Raw genomic sequence first — 22,773 nt, 5'->3', positions numbered from 1 at the left:
TCAGCTTAAGCTGGTTTTAAGCGATCCGGCTTAATATCCCCGGCCAAATAGGGGGTATGACATGGCTGGCAAGGACGGATATTCGAGGCGCGATCCAGGCGGCGATCGATCGCTGCGCTTTGGCTTGCCGACACTGGTCAAGGTCTTTGCCTGTGTTCTCATCACCCTTTCGGCGCTTTCGCTGCTCTTTGTCGGTTACATTTCGTCGCGCAAGGCTGACGACATTGCAGCCGATAAACAGGTTGTGCTCCTGGAGAATGTTCTGCGGGATCGCCACAACCTGATGGCGCGGGATCAACTGGGTCTGGCCCGCTGGGATCGCTCGGTCAAATACATCACCCTGAAGTTTCGCAGCTCCTATGTCATCGAGGATTTCGTCTCCTCGCTCTGGTACGATTTCGGCCATGAGCGCAGTTTCCTGATCGCGCCGGGCGGCCGGCTGTTGATGTCAGCCTGGCACGACGAGGTCGACCTCACGGCGCGCGATCTGCCCGTCGGCGACCATCTGCGCGCCATCGCCGAGCAGGCCGTGGCCCGCCATCTCGACCATCGCACCACCATCGACGGCGGCTTTGGCCAGAAGCCCGTGCCTGCCTCGGAAGTTCACGCCATCGCCGCCTTCGGTTTTGCCGAAATCGATGGCGACGTGATGCTGACCACGGCCATGGCCATCGTGCCCGACGACGGGGAGGTGGCCTTGCCCGAGGGCGATCCCGTCATTCTCGTCTCTGCCCGCCCGATCGATGCGGAATTCATTGGAGACATCAACAGCCAGATGGAATTCGAAGACCTGAGCTTCAACCGCAATGCGGATGGTCTTTTGCCGATCATGAGCGCTGACGGAAAGCTGCTCGGCAGCTTCGGCTGGAAGGTCTTCAAACCCGGCGCCGACATCTGGAAGATCGTCGTGCCGGCGGTCTTCCTGCTCTGCGGCCTGCTGTTTGCCGCAAGCTTCGTCCTCGGTCGCTATATCAGCCGCCTGTCTGCGCGGCTGGAGGAGAGCGAGCGGCAGAACCGTGAGCTTGCCCATCGCGATGCCCTTTCGGGTCTCGCCAACCGCCTCTGTTTCGAGAAGGCCCTGAACGATGCTGCAGACCGGCTCGCCCATGCCCCCTTTGCGGTGATCGCCGGCGATCTTGACCGCTTCAAGGCAGTCAACGACATTCACGGCCATCCGGCCGGAGACGAGGTGATCCGGATCGTCGCGGAGCGGCTGCGCGAGGCGGTCGGCGACCTCGGACTTGTAAGCCGCGTCGGCGGCGACGAATTCGTCATCCTGATCAATGCCTTCCGCGAACGGACACGTCTTTCGCTTCTCTCCCAGACGATCATTTCCTCGGTCTCGCTGCCGATCACGCTCTCGACCGGCGCCGTGGTCGATGTCGGCATCAGTCTCGGCATTGCAACTGCACCGGAAAGCGGCGCATCTGCGGGCGATATCATGGAAATGGCGGACCGGGCGCTCTATACCTCCAAGGAAGGCGGGCGTGGCCGCGCCTTCTTCGCCGAGGATCTTGCGCAAAACGCGGAAAAGGTGGCCGTCCATGCGGCCTGACCCGCTGCGCCGCCGCCTGCTTCTGCTGCTGGCGGCCTCCAGCCTTTCCGCCTTGCCTCTGTCCCGCCAGGTGCTGGCGCAGGAAACGCGTCGTGCGAGGACGGCGTCCGGGACAGCGGCGGATGGGGCTGGCAAGGGCCTGAAGGTCATTGTCATCGGGGCTGGAATCGCAGGGCTCACCGCCGCCTCCAGTCTGGCCGAGGCCGGTGCCGAGGTCATCGTGCTCGAAGCCCGCGATCGCATCGGCGGCCGTATCTTCACCGATCACAGCCTCGGCATTCCGGTCGAGCATGGTGCAAACTTCATCCATGGCTTCAACGGCAATCCGGTGGCCGAACTGTCGACCGAGGCTGGCGCCACGCCGTTTTTCATCGACGGCGAGCAGTGGCAGGTTTTCGAGCGGGGCGGCTCCGAGCCGGAAGACTTCGAGCTCGACGATGTCTTCGACGACCTCGAGGTGATCGAGGACAGGGCCGTCGAAGAGGCCGATGGTGATGCCCAACAGTCGCTGCTCGATATCATCGAGATGTTCGACCCCGCCTTGCTGAAGGAGCCGATCGGCAACTGGGCTTTGACTGACGCCTACGAGGGTGAGTTCGGTGCGCCTCTCGCTCAGATTTCCGCCCTGCATTTCGATGCGGGCGAGAGCTTTGACGGTCCGGATGCGGTGCTGAAGGAGGGTTATGTCACGCTTGCCGATTATCTGGCCGAAGGGCTCGACATCCGTCTCGGCCAGACGGCGCGCGCTGTTCGCCATGCCGGCGACGTGGTCTCCGTCGAAACCTCAGGCGGTGTCCTGACCGCCGATCACTGCATCGTCACGGTTCCGCTCGGGGTCTTGAAGTCCGGTGCGATCACCTTCGATCCGCCGCTGCCGGAGCCGCAGCGCAAGGCGATTGCCGCCCTCGGCTTCGGTCGCCTCGCCAAGGTCGCCGTCGCCTTCGACGAGGCCTTCTGGCCGGAAGAGCCGCATTTCATCGGCTATGCCGCAGAAACCCGTGGTCGTTTCGCCGATATGCTGAATCTGGTTCCGATCCACGAGGCGCCCGTGCTGACCATGGTGGCGAGCGGCGATTATGCCGAAAAGGTCGATGCCATGGATGAGGCGGCCCTTCGTGCCGATGTCACGGCGGTGCTCCGCGACATCTTCGGCGAGAAGGCCTCCGCGCCAAAGGCCGTCTTGCGCCATGTCTGGTCGCGGGATCCCCATGCGCTGGGAGCCTATTCCTTCATTGCGGTGGGCGCTTCGCCATCCGATTTCGAGGCGCTCGCCATGCCCGCCTCGCCACGCCTGCTTCTCGCCGGCGAGCATACGAGTGCCGACTATTTCGGCACCGTTCACGGGGCGCTGATGAGTGGCGAAAGGGCCGCTGAAGCGCTGCTGGCCGGGCGCAAGGGCTGATCGAACGCAGACGGGGACGGGTCCTGTTACGAGGCCTTCTGCTTCGGCTGGGCGGCCGGGGCGGCGATCATCTTCACCTTGGATTCGGCAAGCCCGTGATGGCCTTCCATATCGACGATCAGATGCCAGTGACCGCTTTCGGGGATGACGATGTTGAGCGGCGATTTCTTCGCGACACCGCCGAGGAACTTGTAGTCGAGCGTTTCCTTGAAGCGCTGGAAGTTGGTCGGCGTCATCAGCCGCACATTGTTGACGGCGGAAAGCGTCACCTCGATGATCGTGCCGGCGCGCTGTTCCTTGAGGTCGTAATGGGTGAAGCGGAAGGTCGGCTTGGACATTTCGCTTAAGTCTCCGTCCAGTCTTTTCAAGCTGGCCCATGATACCGCCATGCCGTTAAGGAAGCGTTGGCCGGACCGCCCGCCATGCCCTGGACGGACGGACTTTTTCGGGACTCTGCATTCACCGAAATGAAAGCAGGGCCGGAACGACCGGCCCTGCTGCAAGACGGGTGAGCGGCTTCGGACTTAGCGATGGCTGCCGATATTGGCTTCGGCATGGGTCTCGCCAACCGACATGGCCTTGACGAAGGGCACGAGCTGCCAGAGTGCGGATAGGCCGACCAGGACGTAGACGATGGTGGCAAGAGCCGTATCCTGGCCACCGAACAGGGCGGCGACGAGATCGAAATCGGCGATGCCGACGAGCAGCCAGTTGAGGCCGCCGACGATGACAAGAAACAGAGTGACGAGGTTGAGGGCGCGCATGATGTTCTCTCCGTTGGTGTGGTCTGGGGCTAACAGTTTCAAATGAGATTGGTTCCGGGGGCCTGCTGCCGCCCATGGGGACTGCGGTCGGTTGAACGCCCTCATGCTGAGGTGCCCGCGTGAAGCGCGGGCCTCGAAGCATCCCTCTTTCTTGCTGTACCTGTGGCCTCGTGCTTCGAGGCCGGGCAAGCCCGGCACCTCAGCATGAGGTTGGGGCAGGGGTGGTGGCCTCGCCCTTCGAAGCCCGACGCGGTCGGGCGCCTCAGGGTGAGGGGAAATCTATTGCTGTCAAAAAGCGCAAGCTTCGCCACCGGTCGGGATCATCTCCCTCCGGGTGGGTCAAAACTTGTCCTCGGGTTTGCCCCGAGGGATCGGACGAGGCGCCAGAAGCAACCTGTCTAAGGAATGTATGTGGCTCCTTCCGGCGCCTCGTTCAGCGTCTATTCCCGCTGCATGCGTCTCTCTGGCAAGGCGGCGACGGTCTTCGGGACCTTCGTCCCAAAGATTGACCGGGCGCGGGTCCGGCTTCGACAAACACCTCCCGTGGGAATGTCTGCCAGAGCCTGGCTGGTGGCCCGGGAGGTTCCCGCCGGATGGTGCACCATTCCGACCGGGACCCTCGCCCGGGGGATGATCGTCTGGCCATTTGCGGCCCAGCGCTCATCCCCGCCGTTTTCTCCGCCCCGCCGTCTGGTGTGTTCGTGACGGCGTGGGCGCCTTGTCTGTGTGCCTCTGAGGCACGTCCTTCCGATCGGGGTATCCAGCTCCGGGGCATCCGACCCCGTCACCTTCGTATCCAGCCCCTCGTCCGGAGGGAGACCGTTGCAGCGGGCCGGGGATTTGCGCCTGCGAGAGCACGCCACCCCGGCGCCGGCCCCGCCTCGCCTGACATCGCATCGTCAGGTGTATCCGAGGGCGGGACAGCGAGGAGTCTAAGAGGGTGGAAATGGGCGGGGATGAAAAAACTTTGTTTTGTTGATTTTGTTGGGGAATGTCTCGAAGTCATCCCCCTTTTTTCGGAAGTTGGCGCCGAATTCGTGGTCCTTGCCCCTCACCCTACCCTCTCCCCGCAGGCGGGGAGAGGGAGGCACGTGCGGTTGAGGTTTCGGCCTTCTCCCCGCCTGCGGGGAGAAGGTGCCGGCAGGCGGATGAGGGGCTGACGTTATTGGGATGAGGCGCAAAGGCCGAAAGCGCGACGCCCATCTCCCCCTTGGTGGGGGAGACTTCGGAGCGGTGGCCGAAGGCCAGAAATCGATCCCGTGAATCGATTTCAGCGAACGGAGGCCTGAGCGCGACGTCGCGCGAAGGCCGGAAGAGAAATTGGCGAGCGTAAGCCGCCTAAACATCTGAAATCGGAAGCGAGGGGCTCGGTTATGTCGTGGCAACGGAACCGATCCCCTCACCAACAAAATCTGAAGTTTAGGCCGCTTGCGCTGGCCTAAGCCTTCGATTTTGTAACCTCTCCCACAAGGGGGAGAGGGGGCACTGCGGCCGGGATTTCGACCCAGCCAATGTCGTGGCGATTTCCAACGCATCGGTGGGTCTGATTGGGAGGGCAAGACGTTCGCGGGCCCATCTCCCCCCTTGCGGGGGAGAAAGCGAAATCGAGGAATTGGCCCGATCAGGGCCAAACCTCAGATTTCGCAAGAGGGGGGCTCGGTTATGTTGGCGCCAACGGAACTGCGCCCCTCTCCGGGAAAATCTGAAGTTTAGGCGGCTTGCGCTCGCCTAAGCCTTCGATTTTCCGTCCTCCCCCGCATGGGGGGAGGTGGTCGCCTCATTTTGGGGTGCAGGTCATACCGTTGCGTTGCGCGTTGCTGATGCAGTCGCTCTTGTTAACGTAGCTCTCTGCAGAAGCACCCACAATTCTGCCGTTGGCTGCAGTTCGACGCCACCGCCACCCATCGCTTTTGTAGATCTCCCAGGTATCGCCATTCCGGTCCTTGCAGCTTTCCATAGTGACCTCCCTCCGAAAGCAGCCTCGATGCCTAGCGGATGCCTCTTTCCTTTGCCACGAACCGGATGCAATCTCTGGTGGTTTCGAGGAGGCTCGAATGACGCACAGAGAAGTGCCGCAGCGTCATCGTCGTTTTGCTCGCGCCATGCGGGCCGATGCCACCTGGGCTGAGGACCGGCTGTGGCAGGTGCTGCGCGCAAAACAGCTCGGCGGCTTCAAGTTCCGGCGGCAGGTGCCGCTCGACGGTTACATCCTCGACTTCGTCTGCTTCGAGGCCCGAGTGATCGTCGAGGTGGATGGACATCAGCATGCCGATAACGAGCACGATGTACGGCGGGACGCCTGGTTTCGTGATCAGGGTTTTCGGGTGCTGAGGATCTGGAACGGCGAGATCGAGGACAATCTCGATGGTGTCTGCAGTTTCCTTCTTGGGGAGTTGAGAAACTGCGGCCAGTGAGGGGCGATATTTCCTACCTTGCTGAGGAGCACAGGATGATGGTCGAGCGCGGCGCCTATCTCCCCCCTTGCGGGGGAGAAAGCGAAATCGAGGAATTGGCCCGATCAGGGCCAAACCTCAGATTTCGCAAGAGGGGGGCTCGGTACGGTAGGCGCCCACGGAACTGATCCACTCACCAACGAAATCTGAAGTTTAAGTGGCTTGCGCTGGCCTAAGCCTTCTATTTATTTGCTGTTCCCCGCAAAGACGAGGAGACCATCAAACTGCGTCGCAAGACCTAGTACTTTATCAACCTCACCCCGTGAGGTATTCAAGAAACTTGATGATAGAATAAAGCGCTGTACAGAAACCCAGAAACATCAGGGCTACAGCGCTGATATTCGCTGAGCGTGAGTAAACTTGAGCAGGAGCTACGGTAATTGATTTAGCAGGCCCATCAGCGCAGCGCACGTTCGTGAGTATCGGAGGATCGTTTCCGACCTCTAGCATGTTAAGTGTGAAATGCTCACTCGGAGCGAGATTCTGCGTTTTCAGTATAAAGAAACCCTCTGGGTTCCGGCTCGTCTGGTAGTCTCTTTGTGGCCAGATAGCAAAATTTTGCGGTTCTCGACCCAAGACGACTTCGATTTCTGTCGCAGTTTTTCTACCTGAATTCTTGAATATAAGAGATTCTGTATACACAAGACTGGGAGCGCCCTCGTTGCCTTTCAAGGCATACCAGAACGCGTGTGACTTAGAGTAGACGATCTTTGATCGAGGGCTGACCAAGTATTTGATGAGCCCTCCCACTAAAGGGAGGGCTACCGAAGCTATCTCAGCACGATAAGGTTCAATTAGACCTATGAGGTACATCTTGAACTTTCATCCCTGTGTGCCTCAGCTGCACCCGCTCGTCGCGCCGCACGTGTCGCACTTCTCGCAAGTGCCGTTGCGCACCATCGTGAAGTTCTGGCATTCCGAGCACATGTTGCCCGTATAGCCTTGCGCGATGGAGCGCATGCGGCGTGAGGCCTCGAGCTTCTTGGCTTCCGCCTTGGCGGCGGCGGCTTCGTCGGCGGCGGCGTCGGTGAAGACGCTTTCTTCGGCGATCTCTTCCGCCAGTTCCGCGGCCCGTTCCTCGTAGTCGCGCTTGAAGGACACGACTTCATGGGTGGAGATGGCGGTGGCCACTTCCAGCTTGCGGGCGGTGGCGCCCGAGGAGGCGAAGGCGGTGACCGTGGCCGAGGCCTTGGCGGGGGCGGCGGTGGCTGCACCCTTGGGCTCGGCACCGGCGGCGGCCGGGACGTGGCTGGAGACGAGCGTCGGCTTGTAGCCGCGGGTCAGGCCCTTGGAGACGACGTCGGCCTTGCCTTCCTTCATGCCGCGGCCAAGCGCCGTGGTAGAGAAGTCGGAGGTGTCGACATGCGCGAGGTCGTGGCGGCCGAGATAGGAGATCGCCAGTTCCCGGAAGACGTAGTCGAGGATCGACGTCGCATTCTTGATCGCGTCGTTGCCGGTGACCATGCCGGCCGGCTCGAACTTGGTGAAGGTGAAGGCGTCGACATATTCCTCGAGCGGCACGCCATATTGCAGGCCGAGCGAGACGGAGATGGCGAAGTTGTTGATGAAGGCGCGAAGGGCCGAGCCTTCCTTGTTCATGTCAAGGAAGATTTCGCCGAGACGACCGTCGTCATATTCGCCGGTGCGCAGGAAGATGGTGTGACCACCGATCTTGGCCTTCTGGGTGTAGCCCTTGCGCCGCGTCGGCAGCTTTTCCTGCTCGCGCACGACACGCTCCACCACACGCTCGATGATGCGTTCGGTGATGGTGACGGCCTGGGCAGCCGCCGGCTGGGCCAACAACTCCTCGACGCCGTCCTCGTCATCCTCGTCCTCGATCAGCGAGGCATTGAGCGGCTGGGAGAGCTTCGAGCCGTCGCGATAGAGCGCATTGGCCTTCAGTGCCAGCTTCCAGGACAGCATGTAGGCGGAGCCGCAATCCTCAACGGTGGCTTCGTTCGGCATGTTGATCGTCTTGGAGATCGCGCCCGAGATGAAGGGCTGGGCAGCCGCCATCATGCGGATGTGGGATTCAACCGAGAGATAACGCTTGCCGATCTTGCCGCAGGGATTGGCGCAATCGAAGACCGGCAGATGTTCGGCCTTGAGGAAGGGCGCGCCTTCCAGCGTCATCGCGCCGCAGACATGGATGTTGGCGGCCTCGATGTCCTTCTTCGAGAAGCCCATGTGCTCGAGCAGGTTGAAGCTCATGTCGGAGAGCTGCTCGTCGGAGACCTTGAGGGCCTCCTTCAGGAAGTCGGCGCCGAGCGTCCACTGGTTGAAGACGAACTTGATGTCGAAGGCGCTCTTCAGCGCGCCGTTGACGGCTTCGATCTTCTCGTCGGTAAAGCCCTTGGCACGCAGCGTCGTCGGGTTGATGCCCGGCGCCTGGTTCAGGTTGCCATGGCCGACGGCATAGGCATCGATTTCGGCGATCTGGGATTCCGAATAGCCAAGCGTGCGCAGCGCTTCCGGAACGGCGGCGTTGATGATCTTGAAGTAGCCGCCGCCGGCGAGCTTCTTGAACTTGACCAGCGCGAAGTCGGGCTCGATGCCAGTCGTGTCGCAGTCCATGACGAGACCGATCGTGCCGGTCGGCGCGATGACCGAGACCTGCGCATTGCGATAGCCGTGCTTTTCGCCGAGCGCCAAAGCCTTGTCCCAGGCCGCGGTGGCATGGGCGATCAGGGCCGGATCCGTGCAGTCGGCATGGACGAGCGGCACGGGATTGACGGAGAGGCCTTCATAGCCATCCGACAGACCCTGGGCGGCACGGCGATGGTTGCGGATGACGCGCAGCATGTTGTCGCGGTTCGGCGCAAAGCCCGGGAAGGGGCCGAGTTCCGAGGCGATTTCGGCCGATGTCGCATAGGAGACGCCGGTCATGATGGCGGTCAGCGCACCGCAGATGGCGCGGCCTTCGGCCGAGTCATAGGGGATGCCGGACGACATCAGGAGGCCGCCGATATTCGCATAGCCGAGGCCGAGCGTGCGGTATTCATAGGAGAGTTCGGCGATCTGGCGCGACGGGAACTGCGCCATCATCACGGAGACTTCGAGAACAACGGTCCAGAGGCGAACGGCGTGCTCGTAATCGGCGATGTTGATCTTCTTTGTCTTGGCATCCTTGAACTGCAGGAGGTTCAGCGAAGCCAGGTTGCAGGCCGTGTCGTCGAGGAACATGTATTCCGAGCACGGGTTCGACGCGCGGATCGGGCCGGCAGCCGGGCAGGTGTGCCAGTCGTTCATCGTCGTGTTGAAGTGCAGGCCCGGATCGGCCGATGCCCAGGCGGCATAGGAGATCTTCTCCCAGAGGTCGCGGGCCTTCAGCGTCTTCATCACCTTGCCGTCCTTGCGGGCCGTCAGGTTCCAGTCGCCGTCGTTTTCGACAGCGCGCAGGAAGTCGTCCTTCAGCGAGACGGAGTTGTTCGAGTTCTGGCCCGAGACCGTGAGATAGGCTTCCGAATCCCAGTCGGTGTCGTAGGTCTTGAACTCGAGATCCTTGTAGCCCTGCTGGGCGAACTGGATGACGCGCTTGATGTAGTTTTCCGGAACCTGGTCCTTCTTCGCGGCCTTGATTTCGCGCTTCAGGGCAGGGTTCTCGTTCGGGTCGAAGCAGGCGCCGTTGTCGGCCTCGCAATTGACGCAGGCCTTCATGATCGCCTTCAGATGCTTGGCGACGATCTTGGAGCCGGTGACGAGGGCGGCAACCTTCTGCTCTTCCTTCACCTTCCAGTCGATATAGGCTTCGATATCCGGATGGTCGATGTCAACAACGACCATCTTGGCCGCGCGACGGGTGGTGCCGCCCGACTTGATGGCGCCGGCTGCACGGTCGCCGATCTTCAGGAAGGACATGAGGCCGGAGGAACGGCCGCCGCCGGAGAGCTTTTCGCCTTCGCCGCGCAGATAGGAGAAGTTGGAGCCGGTGCCGGAGCCATACTTGAAGAGACGGGCTTCGCGGACCCAGAGGTCCATGATGCCGCCTTCGTTGACCAGATCGTCTTCGACGGACTGGATGAAGCAGGCATGCGGCTGCGGATGTTCATAGGCCGACTTGGACTTCACCAGCTTGCCGGTGAAGGGGTCGACATAGAAATGGCCCTGGCCGGGACCGTCGATGCCATAGGCCCAGTGCAGGCCGGTGTTGAACCACTGCGGGCTGTTCGGAGCGACGCGCTGGGTGGCGAGCATATAGGCAAGCTCGTCCTTGAAGGCGGCAGCGTCTTCTTCCGACGAGAAGTACTTGCCCTTCCAGCCCCAATAGGTCCAGGTGCCGGCCAGGCGATCGAAGACCTGGCGGGCATCGGTTTCCGAGCCGTAGCGCTCGTTCTCGGGCAGGGCGGCGAGTGCCTTTTCATCGGCGACCGAGCGCCAGAGGAAGGAGGGAACGTCGTTCTCCTCGACCTTCTTCAGGATCTTCGGCACGCCGGCCTTGCGGAAATACTTCTGGGCGAGAATGTCTGCCGCCACCTGGCTGAACTGGGCGGGGACGTCGATGTCGGCAAGACGAAATACGATTGAGCCGTCGGGGTTCTTGATTTCGCTGATGGCCTTGCGGAACTCGATCTCCGCGTAAGCGGATTGCCCCGGTTTGGTGAAGCGACGTTCAATGCGCATCTGCCTGTGTCCCTCGATCTAGGGCGCCGCTAATCGGCGCGATAAAATGTATCGTCTGCACGCCGAACCGCGCAGCCGTCTTCTTGTTCGTCCGTCAGGTGATTCATCCGGAGATGGGCACCCTGTATATGGTAGAGATGGTGGCTGCAAACACTAAATATAGTACTAACAACTTATTGCCGCCAGATCCAAGACCCCCGCTCAGCGGTCAAAAATCGCACAATTTTCCTGCTGCGGAAGGCGACGTCAGAACGCCGTTCCACATGTGAGAAAGCCGCCACAATGTTTGATGAAACCCGGCCTCGTTAATGCCCGGTCCAGTCGCCGCCGCAACAGGGTCCATTAACATCGGCTCGACTGATTCCGTCAAGGGGTGGTCTGTGAAGGAAATATTAACGCTATATGTTGTGGTGATTGATTGTGGATAACGGGCAAAAGAGCGAAGTCACGGGAATGACAGAGCTTTCTCCGCTGGTGTGACGAAGCCCCCGGTCCATGCCGCATCGTCGAAGAAATGTCACGAGCGAAAAATCGTCCCGAAAAGAGGCGTTTAGGCGGGATTTCAGGCGTTTCATTCCGACCGTGCCAAGATCTTGTCGACAGCCCCAAAAATCTGGGGATCAAGATTTCCCTTCGCAATGCTTGACATCAAGATGTGACGCGACATTGCCCCCGCCACAATGCGGGCCCCTGTGCGCCGCATATGGGGGTATCCGCTATCAACCAAATCGAAACATGTGCCCGCTATTGGGTGGGCATGGGTGTGGAATGAGCTCCATGCGCGGCCGTCAGGGCCGCCTGCCAGGACGGCGGGTCGCACGGAGTGAGTTTTCCATGAGTATTGCCAATCTTTCCATTTTGAAAAAGGTCAGCCTTGTCGTCGTCCTCATGGGCGTCGCAGCGGCCGCAATCGCGGCTGTCGGTGCGAGCGGTCTCTCCTCGCTCGGATCGGCGCTCAAGGAAACCGGATCCCGCGAGGAGGTGGCCCGCGAGGCCATGGACCTGCGCATCGACATCATCGCCATCTCCCGCATGACCTATCAGCTGGCGCTATCGCCGGAAAAGGCGGCCGACTTCGCCGCAGAGACCGACAAGCGTGCCGGCGAGATGCTGGCCCGCCTGCCCAAGATCGCGACCACCGCAAGCTCGGCGGAAGTCCAGATCCTCGACCGCACGAAGACGGCGCTCGACGCCTATTTCAACCAGATCCGTGCAATGGTCGCCGTGGCCGCAACCCCCGCCGGCCAGGACATCGCCGTCATGAAGGCGGAGCTGGCCAAGGCGCTCGAAGCCCAGAAGGTCGTCACATCAGTGGTCAAGGAGTATTCGACCTCTTCGGCCGAAAGCCTGAAGGCATCGCGTGAGAACGCGCTCACGGCCTCCGGCTTCACCATGCTGGTCCAGGTCATCACCGCCGCCGTCTGCATTCTCGCCGGTGTCGCCATCAGCTTCCTGCTTGCCCGGCGCGGCATCGTCAACCCGATCCGCAGCCTGACCGCGATCATGACCGAAATGGCCTCCGGCAAGCTCGGCAACAGCATTCCGGGCACCGAGCGCAAGGACGAAATCGGCGAGATGGCGCGTGCGCTGGAAATCTTCCGCACGAACGAAGAGCAGATGCGCGTCATGGAAGCTCAGGAAGCGGCCCTGCATGCCCAGAGCAAGGACCTGCAGACCTCGATCAGCGGCATTGTCGCCGCTGCCGCAGCCGGTGACTTCTCCAAGCGCATTTCCAAGACCTATGACGATGCCGACCTGCAGCGCTTTGCCGGTTCGGTCAACGAACTCGTCGAAAACGTTGATCGCGGCGTCACCGAAGTCCGCCGCGTGATTGCAGCCCTCGCCGATGCCGACCTGACGCACGAAATGGAAGGCCAGTTCCAGGGCGCCTTTGCCGAATTGCAGGGCAACGTCAACCAGACCATGGCCGTCCTGCGCCAGACCATGCAGAACATTCTGCATGCGGCCGGCACGATTACCGGGAATTCCGGCGAGCTGTCCTCGGCTGCCAACCAGCTTGCTCGCCGCACCGAGCAGCAGGCCGCCTCGCTCGAGGAAACCGCAGCCGCGCTCGAGGAAATCACGACAACGGTGAAGACCTCGACCCAGCGCGCCAAGGAAGCCTCGCACATGGTGCAGGAAACCAAGAACAGCGCCGGCAAGTCGGGCGACATCGTCCGCAACGCCATCGACGCCATGGGCCGTATCGAACAGTCCTCGCAAAAGATCAGCCAGATCATCTCCGTCATCGACGAGATCGCCTTCCAGACCAACCTGCTCGCGCTGAATGCCGGCGTCGAGGCGGCCCGTGCGGGTGAAGCCGGTCGCGGCTTTGCCGTGGTGGCCCAGGAAGTGCGCGAACTTGCCCAGCGTTCGGCAAATGCGGCCAAGGAGATCAAGACGCTGATCAACACCTCCGCCGAAGAAGTGAAGGGCGGCGTGTCGCTCGTCCTTTCCACCGGCGAGGCGCTGAAGGAGATCGAATCGCTGGTCAACCGCGTCAACGATCACGTCGTGACGATCGCCCGTGCGGCAGAAGAGCAGTCGGCAGCGCTGGGCGAGATCAACACATCGGTCAACCACATGGACCAGATGACCCAGCAGAATGCCGCCATGGTCGAAGAGACGACGGCTGCCAGCCAGGTACTCGCCGGCGAATCGCGCCAGCTGCAGGGACAGCTCGCGCGCTTCAAGCTTCAAGGCGGCGCATCTGCTGGAGCTGCAGGCTACCGCACGGCAGCCTGATCCTTCGAGAATTATCGAATTACCGAAATATTGGAAGCGCCGTTGCCATGCGGCGCTTCTTTTCTTTGCGGTCCAGAACGGGCAGTCTGCTCGAGACAAGCCATCCTGCCGGATCGCTTGAACCATCCTGGTCGCAGGCCGGAAAGCCGAGCGGTCGATTGAGGAGGCGCGTCATCGTGAAACTGCTGTTGCTGGGGGCAACCGGACTTGTTGGCAGCCATGTGCTCGAGACGGCGCTCGCCGACCCGCGGATTGCTGAGGTCATCGCCCCGACGCGCCGCGCCCTTGAGCCGCGAGATGGACTGTCAGCGCCACGTGTCGACTTCGACAATCTGCCGCGCGACCCGTCGATCTGGACGGCCGACGCGGTGATCTGCGCTCTCGGTACCACGTTGAGGACGGCAGGATCGCGCGAACGCTTCTACCGGGTGGACCACGACTATCCGCTGGAGATCGCCCGTCTGGCAAAAGCAAACGGAGCCAACACCTTCGTTCTGAACTCTGCCATGGGCGCGGACGTGAAGTCGCTGTTTTTCTACAGTCGGGTCAAAGGCGAGGTCGAGCGGGATATTGTAGCGCTCGGCTTCGAACGTACCGTCCTGGTCCGTCCGGGACTGATCGATGGTCCCCGCAATGAACCCCGCCCGATGGAGCAATTGGCGCGCAGAGTGCTTTCGGTCTTAAGGCCGGTGCTCCCTGCTTCGGCTCGGGCCAACAAGCCCGAGGCAATTGCGCGTGTCATGCTGGAGGCCGCCTTGAATGCCAGGCAGGGCGTGACCATCGTGCCCTCGAAGGCCATGCTCTAGCATCAGGCGAGGCTCGTCCGTCTGGACTGGTGCATCAATGCATGCGGCCAAGCGGAATCTCTCGACGGATGTCGGCAGCATCGGGCGCATGGATGCGCCTGTAGCGCGCCTCGACAAAGTTGTAGAGGCCGAAGGCTGCGAGCCCGAGCGCGACCACGGCATAGATGATCCCGCCGAAAGGCAGGCCGCGCACCCAGTCAAGCGCTTCGGCCATGCCGCCCGCCTGCTCCGGATTGACGGTCAAGGCGGCGTAGAGGAAAAATACACCAATGATCCCGAAGACAGTGCCCCTGGCGACGAGGCCATATATCGAGATCAGCACGGCCGGCGAGTTTTTCTCTGCATCGAGTTCCAGATAGCGGCCGAACCTGCGCTTGACGCCCTTGATGGCCGTGACGATGCCGCCGATCACGAAGCCGATGCCGATCACACCTGCAAGATAGCGGCCAAAGGGTTGTGCCATGACCCAGGCCGCAAGCCCTTCTTCACCGCCGGAGCCACTGCCGTTCGACATCTGCAACGCCATCATCAGGCTGGTGAGAGAAAGTCCGGCATAGGTGATTGCACTGCCGAAGAGCGCGATGCGAATGGCATAACCTTTTGCGTCGTCATCCTGTCCATCGGCATTGCCAAGCGACTGGGCGAGACGCCAGATGACGAAGCCTGCGAGCCCCAGACCGATCAGTCCGATCCAGATCCGTCCGAAAGGCTGCTGCAGCAGGGTTTCCAGCGCCGAATTGGTGTCGGGCCTGGCGCCCGCAAATCCGGAAAACAGGGCAAGCGCCGCGACCAGCAGGAAGACGACGCCGCGCGCGCCATACCCGGCACGGGCCATCAGGTGAAGTTTGGAACGCGTATTCATGAAACCCTCTCCTTGTCTGCACGGAAAACGGAGGAGGGAAGGCTGGGTTCCGTTGGGCTCGTTATACCAAGTGTCGATGACAGGAACCGATAGGATGATTATTGCGGGTCTCTGGCTAGGCGCGGCGCGCCCAGCTTTGCTCGGCTTCCCGCCCGCTCCGGCGTCGTCAAGCTCCTTGACCGATGCGACAGGATCACCCTTCGGACCTCTCCCAGCCAGAAAGGGCGGTCGAGCCGATCCCATGGGTCCCCATCATCGACACTTGGCACGACCCCATCCGGGGCCACCGCCGGAACCGAACGGGCATCGGCGTGTTTCCCGCTCAGGCAATCGGCCCCGGAGGATCGGATGGCAACGGATTCAGGTGACGGCAAGACTGAGGTGCGGCAGGAGACGGACTATAGCGCTCAGTCCGATCACGGGACCAAGCCCGGCTTCGCGCTGTCGGCCTGGTCGCTTGTCATTGGCGCAGCGTTCCTGCTGCTGGTGCTGGGCGGCCTGCTCCTCATCTGAGCGAAGGAAACCGGCGCACTTTCATTAAACCGATTGGTTGACAATGCGTCGTGTCGGGGTCATATTCAACCACATGGTTGAAATTACACAAAATCCTCTGGACATGATCTTTCACGCACTGGGCGATGAGACGCGACGGCGAATGCTGGCTGCGCTCGCAGATGGGGAAAGAAGCGTCGGCGAGTTGGCCGAACCCTTCACCATGTCGCTTGCCGCCGCATCGAAGCACATCAAGGTGCTGGAGGCGGCCGGGCTGATCAGGCGCGAGGTCCGAGGTCGCACCCATCTTTGCCGACTGGAGCCGGGGCCGCTCGCGGACGCCCACCAGTGGCTGAGCGCCTACGAGCACTTCTGGACCGGCCGGCTGGATGTCCTCGAACAGCTCCTCCGCGCGGAGGATGCCGCATTCCCCCACGACAAACAGGATGGAGAATGACGATGACACAACGACTGGACATCGATCCCTATGGTCGCGTGACCGAGCCGGCGACGCTGGTGATAGAACGTTTGCTTCCCGGGCCCGCCTCGCGGATCTGGCGCTATCTGACCGAAGGTGACATGCGCCGGCAATGGCTGGCCGACGGAGACATGGACGAAAAGGCGGGCGCCACCTTCGAGCTCGTCTGGCGCAATGACGAACTCACCGATCCGCCCGGTAGCCGACCGGAAGGTTTCAGCGAAGAGATGCGGATGAAGAGCCGCATTCTCGAAGTTCACAAGCACAGGCGGCTGGTCTTCACCTGGGGCGAAAGCGGCGAGGTGTCATTCGATCTGAAGGAAGAGGGCGACGAGGTCCTGCTGACCGTCACGCATAGACGGATCACGGACCGGGCAAATCTGCTTATGGTCGGGGCCGGTTGGCACATGCATCTCGACATCCTCGCGGCAAAGCTGACTGGCAGGCAGGCGGACCCCTTCTGGGACGGATGGCTGAGGCTCAAGGACGATTACGATCGTCGGATCCCCGCCTGACACAAACGCAAATCACAAAGACCGACCAGTCCACGGTAAAGCCCCTTCGCCGATGGTGAGGGGGCTTTTCCTGATCGACGAGCTGCAGCAGCTCTCATGGCTGTGTGGGCGCCGAAGGTGGGTTGGCATCCTGCACGCCACCTTCCGGTCCTGTCGCAGGGACATCCGTCTGCGGGGGCGTCGGCGCGGCCAGCGTGCCGTCGCCTGTATTGGCGGGGGCATCCGGTGTCGGTGCGACAGCCGGATCCTCGGCGGGGGGCGGCGCGGTGGGCGACGCCGAGGCATCCGGGGCCGGGGCGCTGCCGGATGCAGGCGCATCCGTGGCCGTTGTTGGCGCAGCCGGTGCGGTGGACGGCGTTGCACCTTCAACGGCTTCTGCGGCGGCGGCCTGCTCTTCGGCAACGGGTGACCCAGGGGGCATCTGATCCGTGCCGATCGGCTCCGCCAGGGCGGCCGCATCCTGGGCAGCGACACGCCATACGGTGTTGCCTGCATCGTCGGCAATCAGCAATGCTCCGGTGCCATCAAAGCCCAGACCGACCGGACGACCATGGGCTTCCTCTGCTTCGGCGTCGAGGAAGCCGGTCACCACGTCTCGCGCTTCGCCGGTGGGCCTGCCGTTCTCGAAGGGCACATAGAGCACCTTGTAGCCGTTGAACTGGCTGCGGTTCCAACTGCCGCGATTGCCGACAAAGGCACCGTTGGCATAGGCTTCCGGCATCGCCATGCCCATCGAGAATGCAAGGCCGAGGGCAGCCACATGGCTGGACAGCGCGTAATCGGGTTTGATGGCCTGCTCGACCATGTCGGGACGAGGCGGATGCAGGCGGGGATCGACATGGTTGCCGAAATAGCTCCAGGGCCAGCCGTAAAAGCCGCGATCCTGAACGGATGTCATGTAATCCGGCACCAGATTGGGGCCGAGTTCGTCGCGCTCGTTGACGACGGTCCAGAGCGCGCCGCTCTCCGGATTGAAGGTAAGGCCATTCGGGTTGCGCAGTCCGGACGCGTAGACGCGTGAGGCCCCCGTCTCCCGATCGATCTGCCAGATCGCTGCGCGGCCCTTTTCCGCTTCGAGCCCGCGCTCGCCGGCATTGGAATTGGAGCCGACGGAGGCATAGAGGAATCGGCCGTCCGGGCTCAGCGCCAGATCCTTGGTCCAATGGTGATTGATCGGCCCGCCGGGCAGGGGCGTCAGGACCCGCGGCGGCGTGGTGATCTCGTTCTGGCCGAGCTGGTAGTCATAGGCAAGCACGGCATCGGCGGCGGCCACGTAAAGGGTGTCATCGACATAGGCAAGGCCGAAGGGCGAGTTGAGATCGGTCAGCAGATCATGGCGCTCATCGACGGTGCCGTCCCGATCCGTATCGCGCAGCAGGGTGATGAGGTTGGTCGGCTTGTCCCCGCCACTGCCGGCCGCAAAGGCCATGATGAAGTCACGGATGACATCTTTCGGCCGCTCGACCGGCTTGCCCGGCGGGGCCTTGCTCTGCACGACCAGCACGTCGCCATTCGGCAGGGTGTGCAGGGTGCGCGGATTGGCGAGGTCCCTCGCATAGGCGGAGATGGCAAAACCGTCGACGACGGCAGGCGTCTCGTTCTCCGCCCAGCCGACCACCTCGGCAACCTTGAGGTCGGGCAGGAGGTCCTGGGACGGTTCGGGAAGCACCGGATCCGGGCCGATCTGGGTCGAAACATCGAAGTTTTCGTTGTCGTCGCTGCAGCCGCTGATCGCCAGCAACAGGACGGCGGTCGAGGCGAGGGCCGCGTGACGGAGGGTAAGGTGCTTGCGGGTCATGGCGTCCTCCAGGCGTCGGCGCTGCGTTGTTCGGCGGTGAGATAGACACAGGCAATCATCGCGATGACCGTGACGGCGGAGGCCGTGAGCCCGTAAGGGACGATCGCGGTCCAGCCGTCTCCGGCATGGATGAAGCTGTTGATGATGGCGAGAACCAGGACTGCCACATAGGCGACGACGGCGAGCCATCCCGGTCTGAGGGCCCTGGTCGCCGGCCTTGCAAGGTCGATCAGCCCGGCGATGACCGAAAACGCGCCGAAGATCAGTCCGAAGAACAACAGCCAGTCGGAGAAGTTGCTCCACATCAGATGCGAAGTTCGCCAGTAGAGGATGTCGGTGATCAGCGTCAGCGTGAAGCAGACGAAGGGAAAGGGAACGAACAGCGCCGAAAGCGGATAGGCGTTTCTGGCGGCGGGCGGTGAATGGATGGCCATCAATCGATCTCTACCGTTGGGGGTGGAACATGAAAGCCATACGGTCGAGGGGGGCTTTTGTTCCGCCCGCGCGGAAAGACGGCGGCGAAACCGGGAGGCGCAGACGTGTCGATGAGGCCGGGTCCGACGAACGTGACCCGGGCCAATAAAAAACCCGCCTCATGGGAGGCGGGTGAGAAAAGCTCGACGCTTTGGTGTTTTTCAGCCCTTGGAGCCCTTGGCGATCGGTTCCTGATAGGTGAAGCCCATGTCCCAGGGAAAGTAGATCCAGGTGTCCTGGCTGACCTCGGTCACAAAGGTGTCAATGGTTGGGACGCCCTTGGGCTTGGCATAGACGCAGGCAAAATGCGCCTTCGGCATCATCTCGCGCACCTCAAGCGCCGTCTTGCCGGTGTCCGTCAGGTCGTCGACAACCAGCACGCCTTCGCCGCCGTTGACCTTCAGTTCTTCCGAAATACCCTTGAGCAGGTTCATTTCGCCCTGGTTGACGTAGTCGTGGTAGGACGCGATGCAGACCGTCTCGATCAGTCGGATGTTGAGCTCGCGCGAAATGATCGCTGCCGGCACGAGGCCGCCGCGGGTGATGCAGACGATGGCGCGGAACTCCTGGCCGAGGCCGGCAAGGCGCCAGGCAAGCGCGCGCGCATCGCGGTGGAACTGATCCCAGGAAACGGGGAAGGCTTTATCGGGAAGGGACATGGGGGCAGGCTCCGGTGCTGCGTCGGGAAAAGCGACTCAATAATCCAGTTCTTCCGGCATGGAAATTGTCAGGGTTCCAAATTCGCGTCGATTCACAGCCGGCAGCAGCGACTCGGGGAATTTTTTAAAGGCGACGATCGGCTGGATCAGCGATGATCCGCCCGAGCGCGGCTATGCGCTTGGATGAAGCCGGTGATGGTATCGAGCGCTGACGGGGCATAGGCACGGCGACCTTCAACAAGAAAACGCAGGATGCGGGCCGTCGACCATTCGGAGACAAGTTGGGCATTATAGACATCGGCTTTCAGCAGGCCGTGGGTCGCATTCGGCACCAAGACCACCTGTGTATCTGCCCGACCGGCGAGGACGGTTCGATAGATCTCGGAATCGCCCTTCGCGTCGACATTCATGTCCTCCGTGCCCCAGATCGCCAGCAGCGGGATGTCAAGTCCACGAAGGTCCTGGGTTGCGTCGGCGTGCAGATTGCGCCGGACAAAGGCATGGCGGGCAGGGGTGAGACCCGTCCGCCGGATGGCGTCCTCATCAGCCTGCGGGCCGAAGTCCACTTTGTCGCGCAGCGCCTGGGCGTCGGCCGCCCTCTCGGCAGTGCCTCGATCCATGCCGTCCCGCACATGGGAGGTGATGCGGAAATACCGTGCCTGATCGATCCAGGAGATGGCAGGCCCGGCGAGAACAAGGAAATCGGCCTGCGGCGCACGCAGTTTCGGCAGCACCCATCCGGCTTGGGAAAAACCGAGCGCGCCGGTCGCAACACCCGGGAACCTCGCTCTGAGGGCCGCAAGCGCCGCCGCTGTTTCGTCGGCCCGCTCTTGCATGGATTGTGCCAGCCAGTCGCCGGACGAAGCGCCGATGCCCGGCTTGTCCCAGGAGGCGACAGCGATGCCGGCGTCCAGCAGGCTGTTGATCAGCGGCGCATAGCCATTGTCGGAGGTCCGGTCTTGCGGGCCGTCGCCATGCACCAGCACCACGGCTGCCACCGGCGCCTTGTCGGTCTCCTCTCCAGCGGGGAGCCACAGCCTTCCGGCCCGCCGTGTATCCCCGTTCGAAAAGTCGAAAGCCTCGGACCTGTGCCGATCGAGATCCTGATCGAGCAGACCACGCATCATGAAGGCTGCCGCCGCCAAGAGAAGCAGCAGCGCTAGCGAAACAAGCATGCGCCGGAAAGGGACGCGAGACATGGGCACGAGACCGACGGGATACGGATTTTGAAGATAGAGGTTGATGTTGGCAGAGATCCGAACCGTCTGCACGGCCCGGCTGCCGGCGATGCAATCGCCGGCGTGATGTTGTTGCGGCGGTTAATCGCCTCGCGTCATCGCGACAGCAGCGTCAGCGCCGTCATCGAATCAAGCAGCGTGCGGGTGACGCCGCCGAACAGGATTTCCCACCAGCGCTTGTTGCCATAGGCCCCCATGACGAGAAGGTCAATCGAACTGTCCGAAAGGCGGTTCTCAATCGCCATTGCCGGATCAAGGCCGCTCTTTTCAGAGGCCGTCAGCGTGACCTTGATCCCGTGACGGGCCAGCGTGGCGGCGATCTCTGCCCCGGCCATGGACCCGCTCTGGCTCGAAGTGTCGGGCGCGTCGACCGTGAAGATCTCGACGGTTTCGGCCGCCTTCAGGAAGGGCAGGGCATCGAAGGTGGCACGCGCCGCCTCGCGCGATCCGTTCCAGGCGACCAGCACCCGGCGGATCGGTTTCGGTTGCTTGAGGATATGCGGGATCAGCAGCACCGGCCGCCCGCTCTCGAACAGGAAGCTCTCCAGCTCCGAGCGGCTGTCCGACAGAAGGCCGCTTTCGCCCTGTGCGGCGATCACGAGATCCGCGCTGCGCGCGCTGTCAACCAGTGCCGCGGAATTGAAGCCCGAAGAGGTGATGAAGCTGCGCCACTCATGCGACAGGCCTTCGCGGCCGCCGATGTCGCGGAAGATCTTTTCCACGCCTTCGGTTTCCTGATGTGCCATGTCCTGCAGCGCCTGGACCGTGGCGGGATCCGGGATCTCCATCGGAGCAACGAGCGGTACCATGGCAACGGCCTCCGCATGGGCGCCGATCACGTGGGATTGAAACTGGTTGGCAATGGCGACGGCAAAATCCGTCACCTGTTGCGTGGTTTTCGGTGTGTCCAATATGGCAAGAAGTGTGCGGTAACCCATGGTCGTCTCCTCTTGCGGCCCTTATCCAGTGTCCGCATGGGATAACTATGCGTTCCGCAGAGCGGTTCCGCCTTGACCTCAGTCAAGTGGCAAGGGCATCAGGCCACCTCGCCGGTGCCGAGATCGCGTTTGGCGGCCGCATCCTTCTCGTTCCGGATCGCTTCGATCATCGCCTCCACTTCCGCCGCGGCCGCATCGACGATCGCCTGATCGCGCGCCCGGACGATGAGCTCCGTCGAGAAGCGTCGGCCGTCGAAATGCGGGTAGGAGCCGATCGAGGTTTCGGGATGCGCCTTCTGGATCGCCCCGAGTGCCGTGCCGATATCGCCCTCGCCGAAGGGGCAGGCGATGGAGCGGGAGAGAACCCGCTGGCCGGCCGGCAGGGTTTCGATGACATGCGCCATCATCGCCTGGAAGACCTGCGGAACGCCGGCCATGACATGCACATTGCCGATGATGAAGCCGGGGGCGGTCGACACCGGGTTCGGGATGTGGCGGCTGCCTTCAGGCATGCGCGCCATGCGCTGGCGGGCCTCGGTGAACTCCAGCCCCCGTCCGGCATACATGTCGCCGAGCAGCTTCATGGCGTCCGGATCATGCAGGCAAGGCACGCCGAAGGCCTTCGAGACGGAGTCTGCGGTGATGTCGTCATGGGTCGGACCGATGCCGCCCGACGTGAAGACATAGGTGTATTTCGACCTGAGCGCATTCAGCGCCTCGACGATCGCCTCCTCCTCGTCGGCGACGATGCGGACCTCCTTCAGATCGATGCCGGCAACCGTCAGCAGGTCGGCGAGGTGGCCGATATTCTTGTCCTTGGTGCGGCCGGACAGGAGTTCGTCGCCGATGGCGAGCATGGCGGCGGTCTTGATCGTCGAAGTCATGGATGTTGTCCTATGGGGATGAGGCAGGCGGAGAGGAAAGACGTTACCGTTTTGTGTCCGGGAAGAGAAGTAAAGGCGCTCATTGATTGA

At 62.2% G+C, this 22,773-nt stretch carries 19 protein-coding genes; 8 read left to right on the top strand and 11 right to left on the bottom strand.

Annotated elements, in window-relative coordinates:
• The first annotated feature begins 61 nt into the window (after window positions 1-61).
• Complete coding sequence (locus tag H6M51_RS13930; RefSeq protein WP_185810420.1) at window positions 62-1,555, top strand: diguanylate cyclase domain-containing protein; 1,494 nt, start codon at window positions 62-64, stop codon at window positions 1,553-1,555.
• Window positions 1,545-2,957 (top strand): NAD(P)/FAD-dependent oxidoreductase, encoded by a 1,413-nt coding sequence (locus tag H6M51_RS13925; protein WP_185810419.1) that lies wholly within the window; start codon window positions 1,545-1,547, stop codon window positions 2,955-2,957. Before H6M51_RS13930 ends, H6M51_RS13925 begins: the two co-directional genes overlap by 11 nt.
• A gap of 26 nt (window positions 2,958-2,983) precedes the next feature.
• Here the strand turns inward: H6M51_RS13925 and H6M51_RS13920 are convergent, their stop codons facing one another.
• The 3 genes from H6M51_RS13920 to H6M51_RS13910 form a co-directional block, all read right to left on the bottom strand.
• Entirely contained in the window at window positions 2,984-3,295 is a 312-nt protein-coding gene (locus H6M51_RS13920; RefSeq protein ID WP_185810418.1) for a DUF1883 domain-containing protein, read from the bottom strand.
• A 186-nt stretch (window positions 3,296-3,481) separates the two neighbouring features.
• Window positions 3,482-3,721 carry a DUF378 domain-containing protein gene (locus H6M51_RS13915; protein WP_185810417.1) on the bottom strand — a complete coding sequence of 80 codons (240 nt, stop codon included), beginning with the start codon at window positions 3,719-3,721 and terminating at the stop codon, window positions 3,482-3,484.
• A gap of 1,777 nt (window positions 3,722-5,498) precedes the next feature.
• Window positions 5,499-5,678 (bottom strand): DUF1508 domain-containing protein, encoded by a 180-nt coding sequence (locus H6M51_RS13910; RefSeq protein ID WP_185810416.1) that lies wholly within the window; start codon window positions 5,676-5,678, stop codon window positions 5,499-5,501.
• Between the two features lie 97 nt (window positions 5,679-5,775).
• Between H6M51_RS13910 and H6M51_RS13905 the strand changes: the two genes are divergently transcribed.
• Window positions 5,776-6,135 carry an endonuclease domain-containing protein gene (locus H6M51_RS13905; protein WP_185810415.1) on the top strand — a complete coding sequence of 120 codons (360 nt, stop codon included), beginning with the start codon at window positions 5,776-5,778 and terminating at the stop codon, window positions 6,133-6,135.
• 876 nt (window positions 6,136-7,011) lie between these two features.
• On the opposite strand, the gene H6M51_RS13900 is transcribed toward H6M51_RS13905, so the two are convergent.
• Entirely contained in the window at window positions 7,012-10,794 is a 3,783-nt protein-coding gene (locus H6M51_RS13900; RefSeq protein ID WP_185810414.1) for a vitamin B12-dependent ribonucleotide reductase, read from the bottom strand.
• An 834-nt stretch (window positions 10,795-11,628) separates the two neighbouring features.
• Between H6M51_RS13900 and H6M51_RS13895 the strand changes: the two genes are divergently transcribed.
• A complete protein-coding gene (locus H6M51_RS13895; RefSeq protein WP_185810413.1) occupies window positions 11,629-13,539 on the top strand; it encodes a methyl-accepting chemotaxis protein in 1,911 nt (636 codons plus the stop codon).
• 176 nt (window positions 13,540-13,715) lie between these two features.
• Window positions 13,716-14,345, top strand: a complete 630-nt coding sequence (locus tag H6M51_RS13890; protein ID WP_185810412.1) for an NAD(P)H-binding protein — start codon at window positions 13,716-13,718, stop codon at window positions 14,343-14,345.
• Between the two features lie 34 nt (window positions 14,346-14,379).
• On the opposite strand, the gene H6M51_RS13885 is transcribed toward H6M51_RS13890, so the two are convergent.
• Complete coding sequence (locus H6M51_RS13885; protein ID WP_185810411.1) at window positions 14,380-15,207, bottom strand: DUF1206 domain-containing protein; 828 nt, start codon at window positions 15,205-15,207, stop codon at window positions 14,380-14,382.
• Between the two features lie 348 nt (window positions 15,208-15,555).
• Between H6M51_RS13885 and H6M51_RS13880 the strand changes: the two genes are divergently transcribed.
• The 3 genes from H6M51_RS13880 to H6M51_RS13870 all read left to right on the top strand — a co-directional run bounded on the left by H6M51_RS13880 (window position 15,556) and on the right by H6M51_RS13870 (window position 16,692).
• Window positions 15,556-15,720: a hypothetical protein gene (locus H6M51_RS13880; protein WP_185810410.1), complete on the top strand. Its 165-nt coding sequence runs from the start codon at window positions 15,556-15,558 to the stop codon at window positions 15,718-15,720.
• A gap of 142 nt (window positions 15,721-15,862) precedes the next feature.
• Entirely contained in the window at window positions 15,863-16,156 is a 294-nt protein-coding gene (locus H6M51_RS13875) for an ArsR/SmtB family transcription factor (RefSeq protein WP_407073584.1), read from the top strand.
• Entirely contained in the window at window positions 16,153-16,692 is a 540-nt protein-coding gene (locus H6M51_RS13870; protein ID WP_185810409.1) for an SRPBCC family protein, read from the top strand. The genes H6M51_RS13875 and H6M51_RS13870 overlap by 4 nt, the downstream gene beginning before the upstream one ends.
• Window positions 16,693-16,786: 94 nt before the next feature.
• On the opposite strand, the gene H6M51_RS13865 is transcribed toward H6M51_RS13870, so the two are convergent.
• The 6 genes from H6M51_RS13865 to H6M51_RS13840 all read right to left on the bottom strand — a co-directional run bounded on the left by H6M51_RS13865 (window position 16,787) and on the right by H6M51_RS13840 (window position 22,683).
• Window positions 16,787-18,490 carry a sorbosone dehydrogenase family protein gene (locus H6M51_RS13865; protein WP_185810408.1) on the bottom strand — a complete coding sequence of 568 codons (1,704 nt, stop codon included), beginning with the start codon at window positions 18,488-18,490 and terminating at the stop codon, window positions 16,787-16,789.
• On the bottom strand, window positions 18,487-18,924 hold the full coding sequence (locus tag H6M51_RS13860) for a DUF2231 domain-containing protein (RefSeq protein WP_185810407.1): 438 nt from the start codon (window positions 18,922-18,924) through the stop codon (window positions 18,487-18,489). Before H6M51_RS13860 ends, H6M51_RS13865 begins: the two co-directional genes overlap by 4 nt.
• Before the next feature lie 201 nt (window positions 18,925-19,125).
• The gene (gpt, locus tag H6M51_RS13855) at window positions 19,126-19,623 is read right to left on the bottom strand and encodes a xanthine phosphoribosyltransferase (RefSeq protein WP_185810406.1); all 498 of its coding nucleotides are present in this window, start codon (window positions 19,621-19,623) and stop codon (window positions 19,126-19,128) included.
• Window positions 19,624-19,769: 146 nt separating this feature from the next.
• A complete protein-coding gene (locus H6M51_RS13850) occupies window positions 19,770-20,822 on the bottom strand; it encodes a S9 family peptidase (RefSeq protein WP_246780516.1) in 1,053 nt (350 codons plus the stop codon).
• A 134-nt stretch (window positions 20,823-20,956) separates the two neighbouring features.
• Window positions 20,957-21,799 carry a universal stress protein gene (locus H6M51_RS13845; RefSeq protein WP_185810405.1) on the bottom strand — a complete coding sequence of 281 codons (843 nt, stop codon included), beginning with the start codon at window positions 21,797-21,799 and terminating at the stop codon, window positions 20,957-20,959.
• A gap of 98 nt (window positions 21,800-21,897) precedes the next feature.
• On the bottom strand, window positions 21,898-22,683 hold the full coding sequence (locus tag H6M51_RS13840; protein WP_185810404.1) for a competence/damage-inducible protein A: 786 nt from the start codon (window positions 22,681-22,683) through the stop codon (window positions 21,898-21,900).
• Window positions 22,684-22,773 lie beyond the last annotated feature (90 nt).

Source organism: Rhizobium sp. AQ_MP (assembly GCF_014237835.1).
Lineage (GTDB): Bacteria > Pseudomonadota > Alphaproteobacteria > Rhizobiales > Rhizobiaceae > Allorhizobium.
The sequence above is the reverse complement of the archived record's forward strand: the minus strand, read 5'-3'. Positions and strand labels throughout refer to the sequence as shown.